This is a genomic window from Streptomyces sp. NPDC048290 (assembly GCF_040652095.1).
Classification (GTDB): domain Bacteria; phylum Actinomycetota; class Actinomycetes; order Streptomycetales; family Streptomycetaceae; genus Streptomyces.
The window spans coordinates 85555-110263 of record NZ_JBEZLM010000013.1 but is presented as its reverse complement, the minus strand read 5'-3'; the positions used below and the strand labels follow the sequence as shown (position 1 = coordinate 110263).

General features: G+C 73.7%; 20 protein-coding genes and 1 pseudogene. 9 read left to right on the top strand and 12 right to left on the bottom strand.

Annotation, left to right across the window (positions count from 1 at the left end; all coding sequences use genetic code 11):
• Positions 1–248: 248 nt before the first annotated feature.
• The 4 genes from lnt (at position 249) to AB0D49_RS23205 (ending at position 5296) form a co-directional block, all read left to right on the top strand.
• Positions 249–1856 carry an apolipoprotein N-acyltransferase gene (gene lnt, locus AB0D49_RS23220; RefSeq protein ID WP_362760459.1) on the top strand — a complete coding sequence of 536 codons (1608 nt, stop codon included), beginning with the start codon at positions 249–251 and terminating at the stop codon, positions 1854–1856.
• A gap of 68 nt (positions 1857–1924) precedes the next feature.
• Positions 1925–2404: an NUDIX domain-containing protein gene (locus AB0D49_RS23215; protein WP_362760458.1), complete on the top strand. Its 480-nt coding sequence runs from the start codon at positions 1925–1927 to the stop codon at positions 2402–2404.
• 54 nt (positions 2405–2458) lie between these two features.
• On the top strand, positions 2459–3259 hold the full coding sequence (locus AB0D49_RS23210; protein ID WP_362760455.1) for a 3-hydroxybutyrate dehydrogenase: 801 nt from the start codon (positions 2459–2461) through the stop codon (positions 3257–3259).
• Positions 3260–3358: 99 nt separating this feature from the next.
• Positions 3359–5296 carry a GAF domain-containing protein gene (locus AB0D49_RS23205; RefSeq protein WP_362760452.1) on the top strand — a complete coding sequence of 646 codons (1938 nt, stop codon included), beginning with the start codon at positions 3359–3361 and terminating at the stop codon, positions 5294–5296.
• An 82-nt stretch (positions 5297–5378) separates the two neighbouring features.
• Here the strand turns inward: AB0D49_RS23205 and AB0D49_RS23200 are convergent, their stop codons facing one another.
• The 7 genes and pseudogenes from AB0D49_RS23200 to AB0D49_RS23170 form a co-directional block, all read right to left on the bottom strand.
• Positions 5379–6842, bottom strand: coding sequence for an MFS transporter (locus AB0D49_RS23200; protein ID WP_362760449.1), 1464 nt, complete (start codon positions 6840–6842; stop codon positions 5379–5381).
• A 618-nt stretch (positions 6843–7460) separates the two neighbouring features.
• Positions 7461–8297, bottom strand: a pseudogene (locus AB0D49_RS23195) (AfsR/SARP family transcriptional regulator); the annotation flags it as partial.
• Positions 8298–9382: 1085 nt separating this feature from the next.
• The gene (locus AB0D49_RS23190) at positions 9383–10180 is read right to left on the bottom strand and encodes a trypsin-like peptidase domain-containing protein (protein ID WP_362760447.1); all 798 of its coding nucleotides are present in this window, start codon (positions 10178–10180) and stop codon (positions 9383–9385) included.
• On the bottom strand, positions 10177–10488 hold the full coding sequence (locus tag AB0D49_RS23185) for a CU044_2847 family protein (protein ID WP_362760444.1): 312 nt from the start codon (positions 10486–10488) through the stop codon (positions 10177–10179). The genes AB0D49_RS23190 and AB0D49_RS23185 overlap by 4 nt, the downstream gene beginning before the upstream one ends.
• Positions 10489–10684: 196 nt before the next feature.
• The gene (locus AB0D49_RS23180; RefSeq protein WP_362760442.1) at positions 10685–11581 is read right to left on the bottom strand and encodes an SDR family oxidoreductase; all 897 of its coding nucleotides are present in this window, start codon (positions 11579–11581) and stop codon (positions 10685–10687) included.
• A 404-nt stretch (positions 11582–11985) separates the two neighbouring features.
• Positions 11986–13542, bottom strand: coding sequence for a protein kinase (locus AB0D49_RS23175; protein WP_362760439.1), 1557 nt, complete (start codon positions 13540–13542; stop codon positions 11986–11988).
• Positions 13543–13556: 14 nt separating this feature from the next.
• Positions 13557–13709, bottom strand: a complete 153-nt coding sequence (locus tag AB0D49_RS23170) for a hypothetical protein (RefSeq protein WP_362760437.1) — start codon at positions 13707–13709, stop codon at positions 13557–13559.
• 338 nt (positions 13710–14047) lie between these two features.
• Between AB0D49_RS23170 and AB0D49_RS23165 the strand changes: the two genes are divergently transcribed.
• The 4 genes from AB0D49_RS23165 (at position 14048) to AB0D49_RS23150 (ending at position 17135) form a co-directional block, all read left to right on the top strand.
• Positions 14048–15028 (top strand): alpha/beta hydrolase, encoded by a 981-nt coding sequence (locus AB0D49_RS23165; RefSeq protein WP_362760435.1) that lies wholly within the window; start codon positions 14048–14050, stop codon positions 15026–15028.
• 53 nt (positions 15029–15081) lie between these two features.
• Positions 15082–15891, top strand: a complete 810-nt coding sequence (locus tag AB0D49_RS23160; protein WP_362760433.1) for an alpha/beta fold hydrolase — start codon at positions 15082–15084, stop codon at positions 15889–15891.
• 198 nt (positions 15892–16089) lie between these two features.
• Positions 16090–16797 carry an O-methyltransferase gene (locus AB0D49_RS23155; RefSeq protein WP_362760430.1) on the top strand — a complete coding sequence of 236 codons (708 nt, stop codon included), beginning with the start codon at positions 16090–16092 and terminating at the stop codon, positions 16795–16797.
• A complete protein-coding gene (locus tag AB0D49_RS23150) occupies positions 16797–17135 on the top strand; it encodes a hypothetical protein (RefSeq protein ID WP_362760427.1) in 339 nt (112 codons plus the stop codon). The genes AB0D49_RS23155 and AB0D49_RS23150 overlap by 1 nt, the downstream gene beginning before the upstream one ends.
• Here AB0D49_RS23150 and AB0D49_RS23145 read toward each other — a convergent pair.
• The 5 genes from AB0D49_RS23145 to AB0D49_RS23125 all read right to left on the bottom strand — a co-directional run bounded on the left by AB0D49_RS23145 (position 17101) and on the right by AB0D49_RS23125 (position 23266).
• Positions 17101–18276 (bottom strand): cytochrome P450, encoded by a 1176-nt coding sequence (locus AB0D49_RS23145; protein ID WP_362760424.1) that lies wholly within the window; start codon positions 18274–18276, stop codon positions 17101–17103. The two genes, AB0D49_RS23150 and AB0D49_RS23145, sit on opposite strands and share 35 nt — an antisense overlap.
• Positions 18273–19487 carry a cytochrome P450 gene (locus AB0D49_RS23140; protein WP_362760421.1) on the bottom strand — a complete coding sequence of 405 codons (1215 nt, stop codon included), beginning with the start codon at positions 19485–19487 and terminating at the stop codon, positions 18273–18275. Before AB0D49_RS23140 ends, AB0D49_RS23145 begins: the two co-directional genes overlap by 4 nt.
• A 45-nt stretch (positions 19488–19532) precedes the next feature.
• The gene (locus AB0D49_RS23135; protein ID WP_362760419.1) at positions 19533–20525 is read right to left on the bottom strand and encodes an aldo/keto reductase; all 993 of its coding nucleotides are present in this window, start codon (positions 20523–20525) and stop codon (positions 19533–19535) included.
• A gap of 51 nt (positions 20526–20576) precedes the next feature.
• Positions 20577–22286, bottom strand: coding sequence for an aromatic amino acid ammonia-lyase (locus tag AB0D49_RS23130; protein ID WP_362760415.1), 1710 nt, complete (start codon positions 22284–22286; stop codon positions 20577–20579).
• 284 nt (positions 22287–22570) lie between these two features.
• Positions 22571–23266 carry a lytic polysaccharide monooxygenase gene (locus tag AB0D49_RS23125; protein ID WP_362760413.1) on the bottom strand — a complete coding sequence of 232 codons (696 nt, stop codon included), beginning with the start codon at positions 23264–23266 and terminating at the stop codon, positions 22571–22573.
• A 602-nt stretch (positions 23267–23868) separates the two neighbouring features.
• Here AB0D49_RS23125 and AB0D49_RS23120 point away from each other — a divergent pair.
• Complete coding sequence (locus AB0D49_RS23120; RefSeq protein ID WP_362760410.1) at positions 23869–24297, top strand: DoxX family protein; 429 nt, start codon at positions 23869–23871, stop codon at positions 24295–24297.
• Positions 24298–24709: the final 412 nt, after the last annotated feature.

The following is a 24709-nucleotide window of genomic DNA, read 5'->3' as shown; positions in this document are numbered from 1 at the left end:
CCCGGCCCCGGCCGCCCGCGCCGGATCACGGCCGCGCGCCCCGGGGCTCCGGCACACGGTAACGGCTGATCGTCCCTTTGTGGATGAGCGGTGACGAACTATGCGGAAAGCGTGCGCGGCGACGGCCCCGGCGCCCCCGGCCGTCCCGGGCGCCTCTCCCGCACCGGAGGACTCCGCGCAGGTCGCGGCGCCCTCCCGCGCGGGACCGTCCTTGTCGGCCGCCCAGGAAGCCGCCGTACACTCCCACAGTGACCGTCACCGCGCCCCCCGCCGGCGAACCGGACCAGGCCGAACCGCAGCCCGCGCCCGCCGCGCGCCGCTGGCCCGCGCGTCTGGTGCCGCCCGCTGTCGCGGCCCTCTCCGGAGTGCTGCTGTATGTCAGCTTCCCGCCGCGCACCCTGTGGTGGCTGGCCCTCCCGGCGTTCGCGGGGTTCGGCTGGGTGCTGCGCGGACGCGGCTGGAAGGCGGGACTGGGCCTCGGCTACCTCTTCGGCCTCGGTTTCCTCCTGCCGCTGCTGGTGTGGACCGGCGTGGAGGTCGGCCCCGGCCCCTGGCTCGCCCTGGTGGCGATCGAGGCCCTCTTCGTGGCGCTGGTCGGCGCGGGCGTCGCCGCGGTCTCCCGGCTGCCCGGCTGGCCGGTGTGGGCCGCCGCCGTGTGGATCGCCGGAGAGGCCGCCCGCGCGCGGGTCCCGTTCAGCGGCTTCCCCTGGGGCAAGATCGCCTTCGGCCAGGCCGACGGCGTCTTCCTCCCGCTCGCCGCCCTGGGCGGCACCCCGGTCCTCGGCTTCGCCGTCGTCCTCGCGGGCTTCGGCTGCTACGAACTGCTGCGCGTCGCCCTCCACGCGCGCCGCACCCGCGTCCTGCGCCGGGGCACCGCCGCCGTGGCACTGCTCGGTGTGGCGGTCCCCGTGGTGGGCGCCTTCGCGGCGCGCCCGCTGGTCAGTGACGACGCCGAGGACGGCACCGCGACCGTCGCCGTGGTCCAGGGGAACGTCCCCCGCGCGGGGCTCGACTTCAACTCGCAGCGCCGCGCGGTCCTCGACTACCACGCGCGGGAGACCGAGCGGCTCGCCGCCGAGGTGGCCGCTGGACGGGTCCCCCGGCCCGACTTCGTGCTCTGGCCGGAGAACTCCTCCGACATCGACCCCTTCGCCAACGCCGACGCCCGCGCGGTCATCGACCGGGCGGCACAGGCGATCGGGGTGCCCATCTCGGTCGGCGGAGTCGTCCAGCGCGACGGCAGGCTGCTCAACGAGCAGATCCTGTGGGACCCGGACAAGGGACCCGTCGACACCTATGACAAGCGGCAGATCCAGCCCTTCGGTGAGTACCTGCCGCTGCGGTCGCTGATCGGCGCCATCAACAGCGAATGGACCAGCATGGTCGCCCAGGACTTCAGCCGGGGCAGCGAACCCGGCGTGTTCACCATGGACGGCACCAAGGTCGGCCTGGTCACCTGCTATGAGGCGGCTTTCGACTGGGCCGTGCGCTCGGAGGTCGTCGACGGCGCCCAGATGATCTCCGTACCCAGCAACAACGCCACCTTCGACCGCAGCGAGATGACCTACCAGCAGCTCGCCATGTCCCGGGTCCGCGCGGTCGAGCACAGCCGCACGGTCACCGTCCCGGTCACCAGCGGCGTCAGCGCGATCATCCTGCCCGACGGCACCATCACCCAGCGCACCGGCATGTTCGTCGCCGACACGCTGGTCCAGGAGGTGCCGCTGCGCTCCTCGCAGACGCCCGCCACCAAGCTGGGCGTGCTGCCCGAGATCGCGCTGCTGCTGGTCGCCGCGGGCGGCCTGGGCTGGGCCATCACCGCAGGTGTGCGCGGGCGGCGCGCGGGTGGCGCGTAGCCGTACGACCGTCGTACGCCCCGTGAACCGGACGTGACGGGGCGAACCGGGCCGCTAGGGTCGGGGACATGGCTACCCCTGACTTCATCACCACGCTGCGCGAGTCCGCCGGTCATCAGCTGCTCTGGCTCCCCGGAGTCACCGCCGTCGTCTTCGACGACACGGGCAGAGTCCTGCTGAACCGGCGCTCGGACAACCGCAAGTGGTCGCTGATCGGCGGTATCCCGGAGCCCGGCGAGCAGCCCGCGGCCTGCGCGGTGCGCGAGGTCGAGGAGGAGACCGCGGTGCGCTGCGTCGCCGAGCGGGTCGTCCTCGTCCAGGCCCTGTCACCGGTCCGGTACGACAACGGGGACGTCTGCCAGTACATGGACATCACGTTCCGCTGCCGGGCGCTGGGCGGGGAGGCGCGGGTGAACGACGACGAGTCGCTGGACGTCGGCTGGTTCGCCGTCGACGCGCTGCCGGACCTGGACGAGTTCGGAGTGCTGAGGATCAAGCAGGCCATGGCTGAGGCACCCACGTGGTTCGACCCCATGACAGCCCTGTGAGCAGTAGAGGCGGACCACATGGGTGAACGGGTGCGGGCCGCTTAGGGTCGGATCATGACCACGCCCCCCGCCGTCCCGGCCGCCCTCCCCTCCCCGCCCGACCTGGGCGGCCGGACCGCCCTGGTCACCGGTGCCGCCGGTGGCATCGGACGGGCCTGCGCCCTGCGGCTGGCCGCCGCCGGTGCCGAGGTCAGGGCCGTCGACCGGGACGCGGCCGGGCTCGCCGACCTCACCGCGCTCGCCGCCGGACTGCCGGGCACCCTCGCCCCCCACGTCCTGGACCTCACCGACCTCGACGCCGCCGAACACGCCGCCGAGGGCACCGACATCCTGGTCAATAACGCCGGACTCCAACTGGTCCGGCCCATCGAGGACTTCCCGCCGGACGTCTTCCACACCGTCCTCACCGTGATGCTGGAAGCGCCCTTCCGGCTGATCCGGGGCGCCCTGCCGCACATGTACGGACAGGGCTGGGGCCGGATCGTCAACATCTCCTCCGTGCACGGTCTGCGCGCCTCCCCCTTCAAATCCGCGTACGTCGCCGCCAAGCACGGCCTGGAGGGACTGTCCAAGACGGCGGCGCTGGAGGGCGCCCCGCACGGCGTCACCTCGAACTGCGTGAACCCGGGCTACGTCCGCACCCCGCTGGTCGAGCGGCAGCTCGCCGACCAGGCCGCACTGCACGGCATCCCCGTGGAGCGGGTCCTCACCGAGGTCCTGCTGCGCGACACCGCGGTCAAGCGGCTGATCGAACCGGACGAGGTCGCCGAGATGGTGGCCCATCTGTGCGGGCCGACGGCGTCCTCGATCACCGGCACCTCCCAGGTCCTCGACGGCGGCTGGACCGCGCACTGACCAGGGCACCCCGGGTTGTCCACAGGCCGGAGCGCGGGCCGGTCCCGGGGTTATCCACAGGGCTGACGGGCCGGGTGGCGGATGGGTCATCCTGGGGGCATGTCCCGCGATCACGTGCAGTCCGCCGAGCGCCCCGCCGCCGCAGACCCCGTGGGCGGCGCCGAGGCGCCGTTCCTGGACCTGCTGGCCCGCGGCGCATCCCTCGACGCCTACGAACACCCCCTGCTGCTGGCCCGCGCCGAGGGCCGCCCGCCCGAGCAACTGGCCGCGCTGGAGACCGCCAAGCTCCGCGCCCTGCGCGTCCGCGCCGAGCTGGAGGGCCGCAGGCGCCGCGAGGCCGAGCTGTCCGCCCTCTTCGAGACGGCCCACGACCTGGCGGGCCCCCGCGATCTGGACGCGGTCCTCCAGGCGATCGTGCAGCGCGCCCGCTCCCTGCTCGGCACGGACATCGCCTACCTCAGCCTCAACGACCCCGAGCGCGGCGACACCTATATGCGGGTCACCGAAGGCTCCGTCGCCGCCCGCTTCCAGCAACTGCGGCTCGGCATGGGCGAGGGGCTCGGCGGCCTGGTCGCCCAGACCGCCCGGCCCTATGTCACCGACGACTACTTCCACGACGACCGCTTCCAGCACACCACCGCCATCGACACGGGCGTGCGCGACGAGGGCCTGGTGGCCATCCTCGGCGTCCCGCTCACCCTCGGCCCGCAGGTCATCGGCGTCCTGTTCGCCGCCGACCGCCGCGCCCGGGTCTTCGAACGGGAGCAGATCGCCCTCCTCGGCTCCTTCGCCGCGCTCGCCGCCGCCGCCATCGACACCGCCAATCTCCTCACCGAGACCCGCGCCGCCCTCGCCGGCCTGGAGCGCGCCAACGAGATCATCCGCGACCGCAGCGCCGTCATCGAGCGCGCCTCCGACGTCCACGACCGGCTCGCCGAACTGGTCCTGCGCGGCGGCGGCGTGCATGACGTGGCCGCCGCCGTCTCCGAGATCCTCGAAGGCGCCGTCCGCTTCACCGAGACCGACGCCACCCCCACCGCCCCCCTGGAGGCATCCCGCGCGGAAGGCCACGCGGTACGGCACCGGGACGACTGGATCGCCGCCGTCGCCGCCGGTGACGAACTCCTCGGCGCCCTCGTCCTGCGCGGCCACCCCGGACTCGACCCGGTCGACCAGCGCACCCTGGAGCGCGCCGCGATGGTCACCTCCCTGCTGCTCCTCGCCCGCCGCTCCGCCGCCGAGGCCGAACAGCGGGTCCGCGGCGAACTCCTCGACGACCTCCTCGACGCCCGCGACCGCGACCCCCGGCTGCTGCGCGACCGCGCCACCCGGCTGCACGCCGACCTCGACGCCACCCATGTCGTCCTCGCCGCCCGGCTGGACGGCACCGGTGCCGACGCCGACCAGGAGGCCGCCGCCCGCCGCCGCCTCTGGTCGGCCGCCTCCCACCTCGCCGCCACCCGGCACGGACTCGCCGCCGCCCGCGACGGCGGCACGGTCCTGCTGTTGCCCCTCACCGGCGGCGACACCGCCACCGACGTGGCTCGCCGCACCGCCCGCCACCTGGGCACCGCTGTCCATGAGGCCGTCACCGTCGGCGCCTCCGCCCCCGTGAAAGACCTCACCGCCCACCCCGACACCCTCGCCACCGCCTACGCCGAGGGCCGCCGCTGCCTGGAGGCCCTGCGCCTGCTCGGCCGGACCGGCGACGGCGCCGCCGCGGAGGACTTCGGCTTCCTCGGTCTGCTCCTGGCGGGCGACCGCGACATCGCGGGGTTCGTCGAGCGCACCGTCGGCCCGGTCGTGGCCTACGACGACCGCAGAGGCACCGAACTGCTCCGCACCCTCGACGCCTACTTCGCGGGCGCGATGAGCCCGGCCCGCACCAAGGACATCCTCCACGTCCATGTCAACACGGTGGCGCAGCGCCTGGAGCGGGTCGGCAGACTCCTCGGCGAGGACTGGCAGAGCCCGCCCCGCATCCTGGAGATCCAACTGGCCCTGAGACTCCACCGTCTGACGGTCCCGAGACCGTGACGTCCGGGGCGCGGACGCCGGGAGCGCCCCGCGCACCCGAGGTGTACGGGGCCGGACACCGGAACGCGGCCCGCTTCCGACGTCAGACGGTATGGGAGCCGTGCGACGACGGCTGCGCGGGCACCGCCGACCCGCCCCCGTCGCTCCCCGGCCTCCCGACCTCGTGGAGATCCCGGTGCCGGGTCTCGTCGGCCACCCCCACCGCGACCAGTGTCAGCACCGCCGCCGCCATGACATACAGCGCGATCGGGGTCGACGTGCCGTGGTCGGCGAGCAGGGCCGTGGCGATCAGCGGCGCCGGAGCACCTGCGGCCACCGAGGAGAACTGAGCACCGATGGAGGCACCCGAGTACCGCACCCGCGTGGCGAACAGCTCGGAGAAGAAGGCGGCCTGGGGCGCGTACATCGCCCCGTGCAGCACCAGGCCAACGGTCACGGCGAGCAGCATGGCCAAGAAGCGACCGGTGTCGATCAGGGCGAAGAACGGGAACATCCACAGCCCCACCCCCGCCGCGCCCAGCAGATACACGGGCCGCCGCCCCACCCGGTCCGACAGGGCACCCCACAACGGGATCACGGCGAAGTGGACCGCCGACCCGATCAGCACGGTGTTCAGCGCGGACTGCCGGGAGACTCCGGCGGCGGTGGTGGCGTAGACGAGGATGAAGGCGGTGATGACGTAGTAGCTGATGTTCTCCGCCATGCGCGCGCCCATGGCGACCAGGACATCACGCCAGTGATCCCGCAGCACCGAGAGCAGCGGCATCCGCTCGGCCGCCGCGCCCGCGCCCGCGCCCGCGCCAGAGCCCGACCTCGAGCCCGCGCCCGCGCCCGAACCCGTGGCCCCGCCATCCCGCTTCCGCGCCTCCGCCTGGGCCAGGGCCTGCTGGAAGACGGGCGACTCGTCGACGGACAGCCGTATCCACAGCCCGACGATCACCAGAACACCGGAGAGGAGGAACGGAATCCGCCAGCCCCAGCCGCTGAACGCGGCCTCGGACAGCACCGCGGTGAGGAACGACAGCACACCGGTCGCCAGCAACTGGCCAGCGGGTGCCCCCGTCTGCGGCCAGGACGCCCAGAACCCGCGCCGCCGCGCGTCCCCGTGCTCCGACACCAGCAGCACGGCTCCGCCCCACTCACCGCCGAGCGCGAACCCCTGCACCAGCCGCAGCACGGTGAGCAGCACGGGCGCGGCCGACCCGATGGCGGCATGGGTCGGCAGCAGCCCGATCGCGAAGGTGGCGCCGCCCATCAGCAGCAGGCTGAGCACGAGCAGTCGCTTCCGGCCGAGACGGTCGCCGTAGTGACCGAAGACCAGCGCCCCCAGCGGCCGGGCGGCGAAGCCGACGGCATACGTCAGAAAGGAGAGCAGCGTGCCGACCAGGGGATCGGAGCCGGGGAAGAACAACTCGTTGAAGACCAGCGCGGCGGCCGAGCCGTACAGGAAGAAGTCGTACCACTCGATGGTGGTCCCGATGAGACTGGCGGCGACGATCCGGCGGAGCTTGGCGGGCGGTGGGGGAGCGGTGGTGGGGGACGCCATGTACGCCACTTCCTTGTGTGCGGTGGGGACGGGTGGGTGTCGGGACACCGTAGGAATGGGCAGGTGGGGCGCACATGTGGTGGGGCACCATAGTTTGGGGGCGGGGGGTGAGTGTGGGCGCCATGCAGGAGTCGGACGAGCAGGGTCCGGGGCTTGTGGACCGGGCGGGCGGACCAAGTACCGTCCCCGGCGCCGGTGTCACCGCCGTTCCTCGCCCGGTGCTGCCCCGCACGGGCGTCGGCGCGGGGCCGTCAGTCCGGCTCGCTGCTGCTCACACGCCGCGGCCGGTGTCCGTGGTCCGGCGTGCTGCTGCTCGCGCGCCGCGGGCGGTGTCCGTTGGTCCGCTAAGTCCGGGTCGCCGCGCAGAATCCGTTCCCACGACTGGCGTGGTCCGCCCCGCCGTCATTCGCACGCTGCGGGTGGTGTCTGTGGTTCCGTCGAGTCCGGGCCCGGTATGCAGGATCCGTGTGACTCGCGCGCCGCGGGTGGTGTCTGTGGCTCCGTCAAGTCCCGGCCCGGCATGCAGAATCCGTGTCATTCACGCGCCGCGGGCGGTGTCCGTGGCTCCGTCAAGTCCGGGCCCGACACGCAGAATCCGTGTCACTCCCGCCCCGCCGACGGTGTCCCCGGCTCCGCCAAGTCCGGGTCGCCGCGCAGCATCCGTTCCCACAGCTCGCGGAGCGCGGCGTGCGGGGCGACACCGAGTTCCGCGTACAGCAGCCGTCGGGCGTCCGCGTACACGGCGAGGGCCTCGGTACGCCGTCGGCTGCGGTACAGCGCGAGCATCTGGAGTTCGCGCAGCCGTTCCCGGAGGGGATGCGCGGCGGTCAGCAGGGTCAGCTCCGAGGCCGCCTCCATGTGACGGCCCTGCTCCAGATCCAGGTCGAGGCGGGTTTCCAGGAGCTGGAGCCGCCACTCGGTGAGGCGTACCCGCTGGGCTTCCGCGTGCGGGCCGGGCACCCCGGCCAGAGGCTCGCCCTCCCACAGGACCAGTGCCTGACCGAGTACCTCCCGGGCCCGCGTGAGTTCGCCGGCCGCCCGTGCCCGGTCCGCCTCCGCCGCCAGGGTCTGGACGACGGTCAGATCGAACGCGCCCTCGGCGATCCCCCGGAGCGCGTACCCCCCGGGCACCCTGACCAGCATCCCGGGATCGAGCAGCCTGCGCAGCCGGGCGGTGTACGTGTGGAGCGCTTCCAGCGCCCGGACGGGGGGCTCCGCTCCCCACAGGGCTTCGACCAGTTCGGAGGCGGTCACGGTCCGGCCGTCGCGCAGCAGCAGCGCCGCCAGCAGGGCCCGCTGCTGCGGGGACCCGGCGGGCACCTGCGCCTCGCCACGCCAGACGCGCACCGGACCGAGCACGCCGAGCCGCAGGGGCGGTTCGGACGCGGCCGGAGTCGCCTGGCCATCTCGCTCCGTCCGACCCGGGACGGTCCCGGTACTCGCCTCCCGGGGCATGGCCCGACGGGTCACGTCCCCGCGCCGAGCGCGCGTGGCGCCCCTCACCGACCTCCTGTCACGGCCACCCTCGTCGGGTACGGCACGCTCCCCTTCGTCCACGCGACGACCGGAAGCGGTGCCCACCGCTGACGCCCCGTCACGGTCACGTTCCTCGGGTGCGGCAGGCTCCCCTTCGTCCACGCGACGACCGGACGCGGCGCCCACCGCTGACGCCCCGTCACGGCCACGCGCGTCGGGTACGGCACGCGCCGGGAACTCGGTGGTGGCGAGGCCCCACAGGGAGGTGCGGGACAGGGGATGGGCCGGTCCCAGCGTCACCGTCGCCTTCTGCACGGCGATCACCAGTACCTCCGCCGCCTGACTCCACCGCTCGCGGTCGCCCGCGGCCAGCGCCGAACTCAACTTGGCCAGAGCGAGGGTGATCAGCGCCGAGAGGGACAGCGGATGGTCGCCGCCGAGGAGTTGGACCATCTGCCGTGCCGTGCGGGCGACGGCGTCGGTCAGCTCATCCGCCTCGCCGTGTCGACCCTGTCGGCGCGCGGCGCCTTCCAGCACGGCGGTCGCCAGCAGCCGGATCTCCAGTTGTTCGCGGTCGGATTCCAGCGGGGCGCTGAGGGTCAGCGCCGCCTCGGCCGCCCCGGCGGCTCCCTCGATGTCCCCCAGACGGAGCTTGATCGCCGCCAGATTGGCCCGGCTCCGGGCACCGCCGAGGCTGTCGTCGTGTCGCCCCTCCAGAGCGATGGCCGGTGACAGGACAGTCAGGGCGGCCGGGATCAGATCGCGGTCCGCGAGGACGACCGCCAGTTCGTTTCTGACGTCGGCCGGGAGGGAGAGGGAATCGGGGTCCGCGTAGACACGCGCGAGCACGGACTCGCGAAGGTCCGCCGCCTCGCGGCTCAGGCCGAGGTCTTCGAGCAGCGCGGTCAGATAGGCGAGCTCCTTGCCGAGGGCGGGGCGCCGGAGGAGGCCAGGGTCTTCACACAGGCCGGCTACCGCGCTCGCGGCACGCACACGGTCGGCGTCGTTGCCGTCCGCGGCGAGCGCGCGTTCGGCGCTGGTGATGGCCTGCCGCCACACATCGGTCATGTCCCGTCACCGCGCAGCTGCCGTTCGAGCGCTGTCTTCGCGATCATGAAATTGAGTTCGGCGACCTGCGACGGATCGAGAAGACCGCGCTGCGCCCACGCACGGACGCGGTCGAACGACGACTCCGCGGCAGCGGTGCCCGCCAGCTCGGCCCGCTTCGCCGAGCCCCCCGGATCGAGGACGTCGATGAGGTGCTCCACATGGAACTGGTCGAAACGGCTCAGCGCCTCGCCGATGGTCGCGGCGAACAGCACATTGGCGGCACGCCCGGCGCTCACCCGGTCCGGGACCTGTTCCAGAAGGATGCCCACGAGGGCGGGCTCCGCACTGTCCGGAACGCCCGTGACCACCGGACCGCCCGAGTACCCCGAGTAGTCCCCCGTCTGCTGATCGACCGTCAGTTGCAGAGCCTGGATGACCGCGCCGCCCTCACAGGGGTAGTCCGCCGTACCGTCGTCCACCTTCCCACCGAGCACCGGCTCGATCGCCTCGGGACGGTACGGGGCGTGCCAGTCGTCCCCTCGGCGAGCCGTCCCGGCCCGGGGGATCGACAGCCGTACGTCGTACGCGGCGGCGATCGTGATCAACGCCAGGTCGGCGTCCTCGTCGCGGCGGCAGACCTCGCCCGCCAGCCTGCTGCCGTCGGTCAGGACGACATCGAGCCGCCCGTCCGGCGAGGTGAGCCCCCGCAGACAGTGCAGGGCGGTCACCACATAGCGGCGGGTCAGGAAGAAGCCGCCCCCGAGGCGCTGCCCGGAGTCGAAGAGTTCGACCCAGTAGCGGGCGGCCGTCACGGTGACTCCGGGACCCGCTCCACGGTGAGAGTGACCTCGAACGACGCTTCGGCCGACGCCTTGGAGAGGATGACTCCCGCCTCCGCGCCCAGCGTCAGCCCGAACGTCACCGCCATGCTCGACACCTGCCAGCCGTCGCGGCCCGGCACGCGCGCCAGGGACTGCTGAGCGATGTCCGACGCCTGGACGATGGCCTCCTCCAGCTCCGGCGCGCGATCACCCAGCGCGGCACTGGACCGTGTCCGGCTGGCGATCTGGCGACTCCCCGACGAGTCCAGCGCCACCGTCTCGACCCGAACTTCAGCCATACATCCCCCCATGGGCGCGGTCCCGGCCACCAGGCTGCCGACTTCCGCAACGAAGCGTAGCCAGCGCGATCCTGGTGCGCGACCGGTTCACCGCACGAGGCCCGGTCGAGGTCCCGGCGACCGCTGCCGGGCCGCGCCTGGCTTCGAGCAAGAGCGGGAAGCGGGAAGCGGGACAGACAGCTCCCGAGGGCGGGGATCAACGGGCGAAGTAGTGGCCGTCCGCGAGATCCGCGAGCAGCCCCGCCTGCTCCGGACGCCAGCCCAGCAGCGTCCGCGTCCGGTCGCTCGACGCGGGCGCGTCCATCCCGGCGAGGACGCCCAGCCACCCGAAGTGGCCGTGCGCGTCCGCCGGATCGACGGACGCCACCGGCAGCCCCAGCCCCTTCCCCAGCGCCTCCGCGATCACCCGGAACGGCACGCCCTCCTCGTCGACCCCGTGCAGCCGCGCACCCGCGGGAGCCTTCTCCAGCGCCAGCCGGAACAGCCGCGCCGCGTCGTACCGGTGCACCGCGGGCCACCGGTTGGCGCCGTCACCGAGATACGCGGAGACCCCCTTCCCGACCGCGCAGCCGATCAGCACGGGGATCAGCCCATGGTCCCCGCGCCCGTGCACCGAGGGCGGCAGCCGTACGACGGACGCCCGCACCCCCCGTCCGGCCAGCGCCAGCGCGGCCTCCTCGGACGGCGCCCGGAGCGCGCCCGGCGTCCCGGGCACGGCGGCGTCCTCCTCCGTGACCACCCGGCCCAGCGCCGGACCGGCGCTGCCCGAGGCCGCCACCAGCGGCCGGTCCGACCCCGCGAGCGCGTCGCCCATCGCCTCGACCGCCCGGCGGTCGATCTGGACGGACTCGGTGTAGGTGGCGAAGTCATGGATGAAGGCGGTGTGGATCACGCCGTCCACCGTGTCCGCCGCCCGCCGCAGACTGTCCAGGTCCTCCAGCGTCCCGAAGCACGGCTCGGCCCCGGCGGCGGCCACCACCGAGGCGGCCCGTTCGGAGCGGACGAGCCCGGCGACCGTATGCCCGGCGGCCAGCAGCTCGGGGACGACGGCACTGCCGATGAAACCGGTGGCACCGGTGACGAGGACACGCACGGAGAGGCTCCCTGGGGACCGGAGTAAGGGGTAAGGGGCAAGGGGGTTGAGGGGCACATGGGGTACGGGGTACGGGGTACGGGGTACGGGGTACTTGCGGGACCGCTCACGGCCCCGGCGCGGACGTTTCCCGACACCTGCGCACCAGGTCCGCGACTCGCCCTTCATTAGGTCATACAGGGGGCCGCCCCCGGCCCCGGGCACCGGCGTTCCACCCGATCGGGTACGGGGCCGTCCAACTCGGGGACAGGACCAGGGGGTTGCCGCACCGCCCGGCAGAAGCCCGGCAGATGCCCGGCAGAAGCCCATCGCCAAGGACGCGCAGCGGCAGCAAGCACACGCGGCGCTCCCACGCCCCCCTCACCACGCCCCCCTTCCCCACAGCCGCCGTCCGCAGCCCCCCCCTACGGCGCCCCCAACTGCCGCGCCAACTCGTTCGCCTCGTCCTGCGTGTACTCCGCGCTGATCTGCATCTCGCCCCCGGTGAGCGGGCCGGTGACGGCGGGGGCGCTGATGAGGCGGTCGCCGAGGAGGATGGCCAGCTGGTTCCTCGGGTTCTCGCGCTGGGACGCGCGCCGGGTGAGTTCGGTGAACCGTTCGGTGTCCTCGCCGTCCTGGAACGTGGCCTGGACGACCCATCCACCGGAGTTCGTCTCGAACACGGCCCGCACCTCCTGGAACCGTGTGACGCTCATCCGGTCCGCGGCCCGGGTGGAGACGCTGAAGCAGGTTTCCAGCTCCGGGGCGTAGAAGGTGGGCGGCGGGAGGGTGTCGGCGCACTCACCGGTCTGGCTCTGCTCCACCAGGGCCAGCCGCATGTCCTGCACCACCGTGCCGGGAGCAGCGCCGTCCCCCTGCATGGCGTAGAGCACGCCGCCGCCCGCGAGCACCGCCACGGCGATGCCGATACCGAGCGCGCGGCGCCGGGGTGCCCGGCGGGGCGCCGGACGGGGCGCGGGGCGGGGCATCCGCCGGGTGCGGGGCGGTGCGGTCGGCGGGGTCCGCCGGGTGGCCGCGTCCGGGTCGACACGCCGCCGTGCCGCGTCGGCCTCGTCGGTACGGCGTCTGCGGTGTCCCTCGATCGCGGTGGACCAGGCGCGCGGCAGCCAGTCGGCGGCGCCGCGTGCCTGCGGGCGCTTGGCGAGGAACGTGCCCACCTCGATCAACAGGACCTGGGGGGAGGGCCGTCGGGCGGCGTCCAGGGCGAGACAGGGCAGGATCAGGTCGTGCACGTCGGTGGCGAGGCCGGTCAGGTCGAGGTCGCCCTCGGCGGCCCGCACCAGTTGCTCCAGCGCGGAGCCCTCGCCCATGTCCCGGTACGGGCTGCGGCCCGTGGCGAGATAGTGGAGCGTGGCGCCCAGCGAGAACACGTCGGACGCGGGGGTGGTCGGCTCGCCCCGGGCCTGCTCGGGCGCGGCGAAGGCGATGGTGCCGAGGGCGGTCGCCGTGCGGGTGATGTCGGCGGCCTGCGAGATCCCGAAGTCGATCAGCCGGGGACCGTCCTCGGGGAGCAGGACGTTGGAGGGCTTGACGTCGCGGTGGACGAGCCCGGCGGTGTGGATGCTGACCAGCGCCTCGGTCATCCCGGCCGCGATCCAGTGCAGGGCGGGCGACGGCAGGGGGCCCTGGGACGTCACCAGTTCCCGCAGCGACGGGGCCGGTATGTACTCGGTGGCCATCCAGGGGACGCGGGCCTCCGCGTCGGCGTCCACCACACTCGCCGTGTACAGCCCGCGTACCCGCCGCGCCAGGGACACCTCACGGGCGAACCGGCGGCGGTCCGCCTCGGGTACGGCGCCGTCGCCGGGCTGCGCGAGAAGGGTCTTGACGGCCAAGGTACGGCCGCCGGGGGAGCGGGCCAGATAGACCCGGCCCATCCCGCCGCTGGCCAACTCCGTGAGGATCGTGTACGGCCCGATGCGCTCGCCGGGGCGCGCCGCCCCCGTCCGCTCCGCCTGCACTGGTGTCCCCCTCGTCAGACCCGCTCGCGGCGTGGCGCGGCGGTGTCCCGCACGGTGCCGACCGAAGGGCCCCGGCGCTCGCACCGTACGCGGGTCGCCCCGTGTCCCGTCCTGGACGCGTCCGGTCCGCCCGCGCCGCCGTGCACGGCGACGGCGTTCTCGTCCATGTGAGCCGGTTCCCCCCACCGTTCCCGGACCTGCCTCGGTGAGGAATGTAGCGGCCACCTCTGTGCGCCCACAACGCCCTTCTGAGGCACGGGAGATGGGCCGGACGGGCGGTCGGCACCGGGCGCCCTCGCCCCCTGCTGTGGGAGTACGGCTGACCCGGCCGGGTCCCGCGCTCCGCGCCTGCCGTGCGCCGACGAACAACGCCCGTGCGCCCGGGGGCAACGCGCCCCGCGGCCCGCCGCCTACCGTGCCACCGGCGCCGCGCGGAAGCCTCCCCGCCCCGTGCGACGCCCCGCCGGAACGACCGGCGTGCCGTACGACCCTCCGGGAGCAGGAGATGACCGAAGCCGTGGAGCGGGCGCAGCCCGTCCAGCCCGTGCTGGAACCGGCGGCGGCCGCGTTCGCGCAGGCCACCGCCAACCCGCCGTACCTCTTCGATCTGCCCCCGGCCGAGGGGCGCAAGGCGGTGGACGAGGTGCAGTCCGGTGCGGTGGACGCGCCGGACGTCGACGAGGAGTGGATCACCGTCCCCGGCGGCCCCACCGGCGGTGTCCGCACCCGGATCGTCAAGCCCGCGGGCGCCACCGGAACCCTGCCGGTGATCCTCTATCTGCACGGCGCAGGCTGGGTGTTCGGCGACGCCCGCACCCACGACCGGCTGGTGCGGGAACTCGCGTCCGGCGCGCACGCCGCCGTGGTCTTCCCCGAGTACGACCTCTCACCCGAGGCCCGCTACCCCGTGGCGATCGAGCAGAACTACACCGTGGCCCGCTGGATCGTCGCCGAGGGCGCCACCAAGGACCTGGACGGCGGGCGGCTGGCCGTGGCCGGTGACTCGGTGGGCGGCAACATGACCGCCGCGCTGACCCTGATGGCCAAGGAGCGCGGCGATGTGCCGCTGGTCCGGCAGGTGCTGTTCTACCCGGTCACCGACGCGGCCTTCGACACCGGCTCGTACCACCAGTTCGCCACCGGCTACTTCCTGCGCCGGGACGGGATGCGGTGGTTCTGGGACCAGTACACGACCGACCCGGCCGAGCGCGCGCAGATCACCGCCTCGCCGCTGCGCGCCACCACCGAGCAGCTCACCGGGCTGCCGCCCGCCCTGGTCCTCACCGCCGAGGCGGACGTGCTGCGCGACGAGGGCGAGCACTACGCCGACAAGCTGCGCGAGGCCGGGGTCGCCGTGACCGCGGTGCGCTTCCAGGGGATCATCCATGACTTCGTGATGCTCAACGCCCTGCGCGGGACCCACGCCGCCGAGGCGGCGATCGGCCTGGCCGTCAGCTACCTGCGCACCGCCCTGCACGACGGCTGACCGGTTCCCGCCGGGCGGCGCGGGGGAGACCCTGGGGTGGAAGGCGGTGCCACATGGGTGCGTACGTCGATTTCGACGGGACCAGGTTCTGGACCTACAGCCGGGGGACCGGGCCCGACGTCCTGCTGATCGCGGGGCTCGGGGACCCCGCGGAGGCGTGGGAGGCGCAACTCGACGGCCTGGCCGGCCGCTATCGGCTGCACGCGTTCGACAACCGGGGCGCCGGACGCACCCCGCTGCCCGGCGGACCGCTGTCGGTGGCGTCCCTCGCCGACGACGCCGCGGCGGTGCTCCGCGCGCTCGGTGTCGACCGGGCGCACATCGCCGGGTTCTCCGGCGGCAGCGCCATCGCGCAGGAACTGGCGCTCCGCCACCCGGGAGCCGTCCGCAGCCTCGTCCTCACCAGCACCTGGGCCCGCGCGGACGCCTACTTCACCGCCCTCACCCGCTCCTGGGACTGGCTGGCGGCGCACGCCCCCGACGGACGCGCCCTGCTGGAGGCGTTCTTCCTGTGGATCTACACGCCGCGCGCCCACGCCGACGGCACGGTACGCGCCATCGTGGAGGAGTCCCTCGCCTTCCCGCATCCGCAGTCGACGGACGCGTTCCAGCGGCAGTTGGCGGCGTTCGCCCGCCATGACAGCCTCGACCGGCTGCCCGGTATCGCCGTGCCGACCCTGGTGGTCGCCGGTGACCAGGACATCGCCACCCCCCAGCGGCTCGGCCGGATCGTCGCCGACGCCGTTCCGGGCGCCCGCTTCGAGGTGCTCAGCGGCGAGGCCCACCAGCCCTTCCAGGAGTCCCCGGACGTGTTCAACGCGCTCGTCGACGCGTTCTGGAGCGACGTGGAGGCCGGGCGATGACGCCGGACGCGGCTCCGTCGCCGTGACCGCCCCGGCATCACCTGACGTCCATCGGCCGTGACGTCCGGGGGCGCCCGACGGGAATGCGCCACACGCCTCCCTTTCACCGATTCACCCCACCGGGACGCACTTGGCAGCGCAATTCCCCTGCGCTGTACTGAAGAACGCCTGCCGCTCCGTCGGGGAAGGAATCAGACGATGAGGCGCTATCTCGAACTGAAGCACGTCCCGCTGAATCCGGCATTGCGTGAATATCTTCTGAGATCGGGGAGCCCGGTCGACACCGTGATAGAGAGCCTCGTCGAGCGCAGCGCCGAGGCGGGCGATCTCGCCATCATGATGATTCCCGAGGAACAGGGCGCGCTGCTGACCCTGCTCGCCCGGATGGTGTCGGCCCGGACCGTGCTGGACCTCGGGACGTTCACCGGGCTCTCCGCGCTCTGTCTGGCCCGCGGCACCGCACCCGGCGGACGGGTCATCACCTGTGACGTCAGCGACACCTGGCTCGGCACGGCGACCGAGCACTGGCAGCGGGCCGGTGTCGCCGACCGGATCGACTTCCGCCTCGGACCCGCCGCCGACACCCTCCGCGCCCTCCCCGAGGACACCCGCGTCGACCTGGCCTTTCTCGACGCGGACAAGGAGAACTACGAGAACTACCTGACCGCGCTGGCCCCGCTGCTGCGCCCCGGCGGGCTGCTGGTCGCCGACAACGTGTTCTTCAGCGGGTACGTCATGGACCCCGAAGCGGCCCCCGCCGGACTGGCCCGCGACAGCGCCCGCGCCCTGCGCGCGTTCAACGCCCGGCTCGCCGCCGACGACCGTTTCGAGACGGTCGTCCTGCCGATCGCCGACGGACTCACCCTCGCCCGCAAGAAGGACACCGCACAGGAAGGCGGTACGTGATGAGCGGCACCGCGACCCCTTTCGCACTCGCCGGAAAGGTGTATCGCGTCGAATACGGCGCCCTGACCGTCGAGCACGACTACACCACCGAGGGTCGATTGACATACACGATGGTGAGTGGCAACGGCAGCGGGTATTCGTACACCGCGGATATCGAAGTCGTCGCGTTGCGCGGGGAGATGTTCGCCGTGAGTTTTCAGGACGAGTTCGCGCGGCTGGTGATGGTGATCGACGCCGTCGGTGGGTGCGTCGACACGTTCATGGTGGCGGCGGACGGGGGGCTCCAGCATCTGCGGGGCACCCTCACCCCGGTAGCAGCCGCACCGGAAGGGCCGTGATCTTCCGCATGATCCCGGCGTCCTGGTGACGGACGCCGGTTCCGGCGAGGCGCAGTGCGGGGAAGCGGTCGAGGAGCACGGCGATCGCCACCTCCGCCTCCGCCCGTGCCAGGCCCGCCCCCAGACAGCGGTGGATGCCGTGTCCGAACGCCAGGTGCCGCAGGTCGGTACGGCGGATGTCGGCCCGGTCGGGATCGGTGTACCGGGCGGGGTCGCGGTGGGCGGCGCTCAGCGAGCCGAGCACGATCTCCCCGGCCGGGACGACCGTCCCGTCGACGGTGACGTCCCGCCGCGCCCGGCGGAACGCGGAGACCCTGAGCGGTGGATCGATGCGCAGCGCCTCCTCCACCGCGCCCGGGATCAGCGCGCGGTCGGCCCGCGCCAGCGCCAGCTGACCCGGATCGGTGAGCAGGAGCAAGGCGGTCTTCGCGATCAGCTGGGCCGTCGCCGTCTGCCCGGCGACGAGGAGGACGAACACCATCGACACCAGCTCCGTGTCGTCCAGTCCGGCGCCGATCAGTTCCGCGACCAGGTCCTCGCCCGCCGCCTCCGTACGACGGCGGGCGACCAGCTCCCCGGCGTAGTCCAGCAGGGCGCGGGTCGCGGCGAGCAGGTCGTCCCGGTCCCCGGCGCCGAGCAGTTCGGTGACGAAGGTCTCCGACCAGGCGCCGACCCGCCCGGCGTCGGCGGCCGGTATCCCGAGCAGCGCGGTGAGCACCAGCGTGGGCAGCGGACGGGCGTACCCGGCGAGCAGGTCCGCGTCGGGCCGGTCCGCGAGGTCCGCCGCCAGCCGTACGGCGGTCCGCTCGACGGACGGACGGAGCCCGGCGACCCGGCGGGCGGTGAACGCGTGCGCGACCAGCTGCCGCAGCCGGGTGTGCCGGGGCGGATCGGTGTTGAGCATGTCCCCCGCCACCACCTCCCGCACCTCGGCGGGCAGCGCCCCCAGCGGGGCGGCGGCGCCCATGGCGGAGGCGTCGTTGGAGAACCGGTCGGTGTCGGCGAGCAGCGCGCGGACGGCGGCGTACCGGGTGACCGACCACACCGTACGGCCGTCGGGCAGCGCGATCCGCTCGACGGGCGCGGGGCGGGCCGTGCCGTCGTCCGGTCGGTCCGGGTGCTGGTGCTGGTGTCCGGTCATTCCAGGACCACCGGCAGCGCGTCCAGCCGCCGCATGAACATCCCCGGCCGCCACGGCACTTCGGCGCGCGGGGCGGCCAGCCGGGTGTCCGGGAAGCGGGCGAAGAACCGGTCGAGCGCGATGGTCGTCTCCAGCCTGCCCAGCTCCGCGCCCAGACAGCGGTGGCTGCCGTGGCTGAACCCGAGATGGCCGCGCGGGCAGCGGTCGGCGCGGAAGGCGTCGGGGGAGTCGAACCGGCCGGGGTCCCGGTTGGCGGCGCCGGTCGACACCAGGATCAGCTCACCGGCCGGGACGGTGACGCCGTCCAGCTCCAGGGGATGGTCGAGGAAGCGCGGGGTGAGCATCCGGAACGGGGTCTCGTAGCGCAGCACCTCCTCCACGCAGTCGGCCATCAGTGCGGGCCGCGCGCGCACCAGCGCCAGCTCGTCGGGATGGTCGAGCAGGGTCAGCACACCGCTGCCGATCGCGCTGGCCGGTTCCAGTCCCGCGATCGTCAGCAGGGTGATCATCGAGATCAGCTCGGTGTCGTCCATCACCCCGTCCGCCGCCGCCCGGACCACCTCGGTGAACAGATCGTCGGCGGGCCGCGCCCGCTTCTCCTCGATCACCTCCCGGGCGAACGCGGCCAGTCTGCGTCCCGCGTCCTCGACCTCCGCCGTGCCGGGCGCGGTGAGGATCGCGTTCTCCCAGGCCGGGAACTCCGCCCTGGCCTCCTCCGGCACCCCCAGCAGCTCGGCCAGCACGGTCGCGGGCAGCGGTCGCGCGTACGCGTCCACCAGGTCCAGCGGCACACCGGTCGGCAGCCCGTCCAGCAGCGCGTCCGCGCGCTCCTCGATCCTCGGGCGCAGCTCGTCCAGCCGGGACGGGCTGAAGAACCGGCTCACCGTGCGGCGCAGCCGCAGATGGTCCTCCCCGTCCTGGTCGAGCATGCTGCGCCGCAGCTCGCGCGGGAGCCTCGGCCGGCGGGTGTCGTCGACCAGGTTCTGCGCGACGACGGCCCGCCGGTGCGCCACCAGATCACGGCTGAGGGAGGGATCGGCGAGAATCCGCCGGGCGTCCTCGTAGCGGGTGACGACCCACATCCGGAAGCCGCCGTTCTCGACGGGGACGGCCGGGCACCGCTCCCGCAGCTCCCGCAGGGCCGGATAGGGGTCGCGCATGAAGGACCGGTTCAGCAGCCGGACGGTCTCCGGCGGGGGTTCGACGCTCACGGTCTGCCCTTCCTTTCCGGACGGGGGAGTACTTGGCTCACGGGCTCAGATGCCGGTCTCCGGGTAGCCGGCGTGCGGCGCGGACACCGCGTCGAGCCGCGCGCGGATCTCCTCGGGCAGCACCAGGTCCACCGCCTCGGCGGCGAGGGACTCGCGGAGCTGCCCGACGGTACGGGCGCCGATCAGCGGGGCCGTCACACCGGGCCGGTCGCGGACCCAGGCGAGGGCGACGGCCAGCGGGGGGACGCCGAGTCCGGCGGCGGCGGTGACGACGGCCTCGACGACCGGCGCGGCCCGCTCGTCCAGATGGCGGCCGACGTACCAGCGGAAGAAGCGGCTGTCCAGCCGGTCCCGGGGCACGCCCCCCAGGTACTTGCCGGTGAGGACGCCCCGCCCGAGCGGCGCCCAGGGCAGCAGCCCGAGCCCGGCGTCGGCGGCGGCCGGGACGACCTCGCGTTCGATGCCGCGCTCCAGCAGCGAGTACTCCGCCTGGACCGACACCAGCGGCGCCTGCCCGACACCGCTCTGCCGGGCGGCGGCCTTCGCGGTCTGCCAGCCGCTGTAGTTGCACACTCCCGCGTACCGCACCCGCCCGGAGGACAGCGCCTCGTCCACCGCCCGCAGCGTCTCCTCCAGCGGTACGGCGGGGTCCCAGGCGTGCAGTTGCCACAGATCGACATGGTCGGTGCGCAGCCGGGTCAGCGAGCGGTCGAGGGCGGCCAGGAGATGGGCGTAGGACGCGTTCTGACGGCGGCCCGGATCGTGTAGGACACCGACCGCCTTGGTCGCCAGGACCACCTCGGAGCGGGCCACCACCGTGCCCAGCAGAGAGCCGAGGATCTCCTCGCTGCGCCCGGCCGCGTAGATGTCGGCGGTGTCCAGCAGGGTGCCGCCCACCGACAGGAACGCCCTCAGCTGCTCGGCGGCGTCCTCGGCCGCGGTGGTCGTGCCCCAGGTGGCGGTGCCCAGCCCGGGACAGGAGACGGTCAGGCGGCTCGCACCGAGCCTGCGCTGCGGGACGACGACGGACACGGACACGGGCACGGCTCCTTCGCGCGCGGGGATCTGCGGGTGGCGGGATGCCGGTCGTCAGGACAGCGCCGCGACGCCGGGGACCGGCGGCTGCCACGGCCGCAGCGCCGCCCCGACCGCGCCGTCCCGGACGAGCCGGGCGACGACGGCGAGATCACCGTCCATCCGGCGGTCCCGGTCGACGAACGGCACATGCGCGCGGACGAGTTCGTAGCCCGCGCGGGTGCCCTCCCCGAGCAGCCGGGGTCCGCGCAGGTCGGCGGCCTGGCAGCCGGCCAGCAACTGGATCGCGGCGACCTCCCGGACCAGCTCGGCGACCGTCCGCGCGTCCCGTGCGGCGATCGTGCCCATGCTCACCTTGTCCTGGTTGTGGGCCTCGGTGGACCGGGAGAACGCGGTGGCCGGCATGGTCAGCCGCAGCGCCTCGGCGGCCAGCGCGGACGCGGTCAACTGCATCCCCTTGAAGCCGTGATGCAGCCCCGCCTCCGGGTGGTCCGGCGGCAGCGGCGCGGCGAGATTGGGCGGCAGACCGTCGCTGAACCTGCTGTCCACCAGCAGGGCGAGCTGCCGGTCCAGCAGATCGCCGAGCCCGGCCAGCGCCAGCTTGAGCGAGTCCATGGCATGGCCGACATGACCGCCGTAGAAGTTGCCGCCGTTGTAGACGGTGGCGGACTCCGGGTCGAACAGGGGGTTGTCGTTGGTGGAGTTGATCTCGGTCGCCAGCCAGCGCTCGGTCCAGTCCAGGGTGTCGCCGAGGACACCGGTGACCTGCGGGGCGCAGCGCACCGAGTAGCGGTCCTGGACGGGGCGGCCGAGCGCGAGCAGTCCCGTCTCCTCGACGTCCGGGCGGGGCCGCAGCGCCTCGTCGTTGCCGAGGCAGAGCCGGGACCCGGTGAGCAGGGCACGCACCCGGGCGGCGGAACGGCGCTGGCCGGGATGCGGTTTGTGGGTGTGGACGAGGGGGTGGAAGTGGTCGCGGTTGCCGCGCAGCGCCTCGACGGCGAGCGCCGTGCACAGGTCCGCGGTGATCTCCAGTTCCCGGGCGTCGGCCGCGGCCAGCACGGCGAAACCGGCCATGAAGGCGGTCCCGTTGATGAGCGCGAGCCCTTCCTTGGCCTCCAGCACCACCGGACGCAGCCCGCACGCGCGCAGCGCCTCGGCGGCCGGGACCCGCCGCCCCGCGTACCGCGCCTCGCCCCCGCCGGTCAGCAGGTCCGCCACATAGCAGAGCGGGACGAGGTCGCCGCTGGCGCCGACCGAGCCGCGCTCGGGGACGAGGGGGGTGATGTCGTGGCGCAGACAGTCGAGCAGCAGGTCCACGACCTCGGGGCGGATACCGGAGTAGCCCCGGGCGAGGCTGTTGGCCCGGATCAGCATGGTGGCCCGGACGACCTCGGGGTCGGCGATCGGGCCGGTGCCGTTGAGGTGATAGGTCACCATGTTCCGCTGGAGCGCCGCCGCCTTGCCCGCCGCGAGCTGGAAGCGCGCGCTGTCGCCGAACCCGGTGGTGACCCCGTAGACGGGTCGCCGGGAGGCGGTCATCTCGTCCCTGACCCGGACGGACCGCTCCATGCGGTGCCGGGCCGCGGGGGCGATGGCGGGGCGGGCGCCCCCGGCATCGGGACGGGGCGAACGGGCCGTGTGCGCCACATCGATGAGGCTGAGCGAGTCGTCACCCAGCAGCGGGCCGTTCGGGGGCGCCGGGACGGACGACGGGCCGGGTAAGTCGTCCTTGTCGGCTGGTTCGGGGGCGTGAGCAGTCAGCATGGTGGGAGCCAGAGGTCCTTTCGGGGTCGTCATGTCCCGCGCGAATGACCTGATGACGGCGCCGACGAAGCGTGCGTCGTGCGATGAAAATCGTAGTATCAGCCCGGAGCGAAGCGGAAGAAGGCCGCATTTCGCACTGATGTACGGCAGAGTCGGGGGAGGCGGCCGGGGTGCCGCGCCCGGCGGGCGACACGCCCACCCGGGTGCGCGGGGCGCCAGGGGGAAGCGCCCCGCGCGGGACCCGGCCCCGCCGTGACGGGTCGGCGGAGCCGGGAGCGTGGTGGCTACGCGCAGACGCCGAGGTCCTCCCAGACGCCCCACTGGCCCGTGGTGCCGGGCTGCTCGCCCGAGGTCCACCACTTGGCCCGCCAGGTGTGACCGCCGTACGACACCGTCCCGCCGCCGTTGTAGACGCTTCCGGCGCTCCAGGCCGGGGCGGCGCAGCCGGTCGGCTCCTCGCCGCTGCCGCCGATGTTCACGTCGACGCAGGAGTAGAAGGCGTTCCCGGTGTCGGACACGTTCCAGACGGCCAGCACCTTCTGACGGCCCGTGAAGGAGCCGAAGTCGACCTGGTGGCTGACATCGGCGGCGGGCTGGGCGTTCCCGCCGCTGAACTCGGCGATCTTCTGGCTGCCGATGTAGTACTGCCAGTTGGCCGTGGCGTGCCGGGCCGTGTGGTGCCAGGTGAAGGTGTGGTTGCGGCCGACCGGGGTGACCCGCCAGCCCTTGCTGTCGTCGTCCAGTTCGGCGAACTGCGCGTTGCCGCCGCTGCAACTGGTGAGGCCCTTCGGCCCTTCCACGCTCTGCGGCTCGTACTGGATCTGGCCGCAGTCGACGACGCCCGCGGCGCACTGGTCCTGTCTGCTGCCGGGGGAGGTCACCCAGCCGTGGGCGCCGGCCGACCCGGCGGGCAGGCTGATCGCGAGGAGCGGGGCGATCAACGCGCCGATGACGCAGGCCATCCGTCTGTTCTTGGTCATGCCTTGCCCTTTCCTGAGGGACGCACGCACAGTGGATTTGGTCTAGACCTTGCCGCCATTAGGTCTAGACCATAGCCGGAAACCCAGGTCGGTCAAGAGGGTGCGGAGAAGGAACCGCCCGTCCCGCGTGCCGAGTTGGCCGACGCTCACCCGCGTTCCAACTTCTTGGGCTATTGGTCTAGACAATCGGGTGGTGGGTGGTGAACAGTCGGGGGAACGCCCGCTGGTTCCGGACCGCGCCCGACCGCACCGACAGCGTCGCGCACCCCCTCCGCCGTGCACGCCGGCCCCCGGGGGCACCGCCCCGCACCATCCGCGACGCCACACCGCACCGCAGGGTGTCGTACCGCAGAGAACGTGCCGCGCGATCCGCCGCGCGCGGCACCTCATGGCACCCGCACCTCCGTGCCACGCCGGTCGTGGACCGGCGTCCGGATCGGCATGTCCACCCGCAGAGGAGGCCCCGCCCGTACCCACCCGTGCCGCTCCACGTCCCCGGCACACAGCCCGCGCGCATCGCGCGGCCCCGTACCACGGCAGCACCACCCCCCACCACGGCGCCGCCCCCGCTCGGGGCGCCGCGCGAGAGAGGAGCCTCACCGATGGAAGCGCTGGAGAAGAACAGGGATCATGTGATCGCGCTCTTCCGGATCGTCGTCGGACTGCTGTTCGCCTGCCATGGCGCCGCCACGCTCTTCGACGTCCTCGGCGGTCCGCACGGAACCAAGCCCGACGTCGCCGCCTGGCCCGGCTGGTGGGCCGCCGTCATCCAGCTGTTCGGCGGCGCCCTCGTCCTGGCCGGGGTCGCCACCCGGCCCGCCGCCCTGCTGTGCTCCGGGTCCATGGCGTACGCCTACTTCGTCGAGCACCAGTCCGACGCGCTGTTCCCGATCGAGAACGGCGGTGAGGCGGCGGCCATGTTCTGCTGGTCCTTCCTGCTCATCGCCGCGCTCGGACCGGGCCGGTGGACCCTGACGTCGGTGGCCCGGCCGGGCCGGGGCGGCGAGCGGCCGGTGGCGGCGGGGCGGTGACGTTCGCCGACCGGTGGCGGTGGGGGCGGTGATGTCCGCCGACCGGTGGCGGTGGGGGCGTTGACGTCCGCTTACCGGTGACGGTGGGGCGTTGATGTCCGCCGACCGGTGACGGTGGGGCGCTGACGATCGGTCGACGACGGTGGGCCCGTTCCCTCCCCTGCGGGCCCGCCGGCCCCGCCGTCACCCCGTGCGCGACGGCACCTGCCGACGGGCCTGGCCCGGTTCTGACGCAGGTGCCGTCGCGCGCGCGGCACGGCCGAGGGGCACCGGCCGACCCGGTCGACGGTCCATGGCGCCATCCTGGCGCGCCGACCCGCTCCAGGAACGTCGTCCGCCCCGGCAGCCCGAGCGTGCGGAGCACGAAACGACCTGCGCCATAATGGCGCCACCAGGGTAGGTTCGTCCGCGG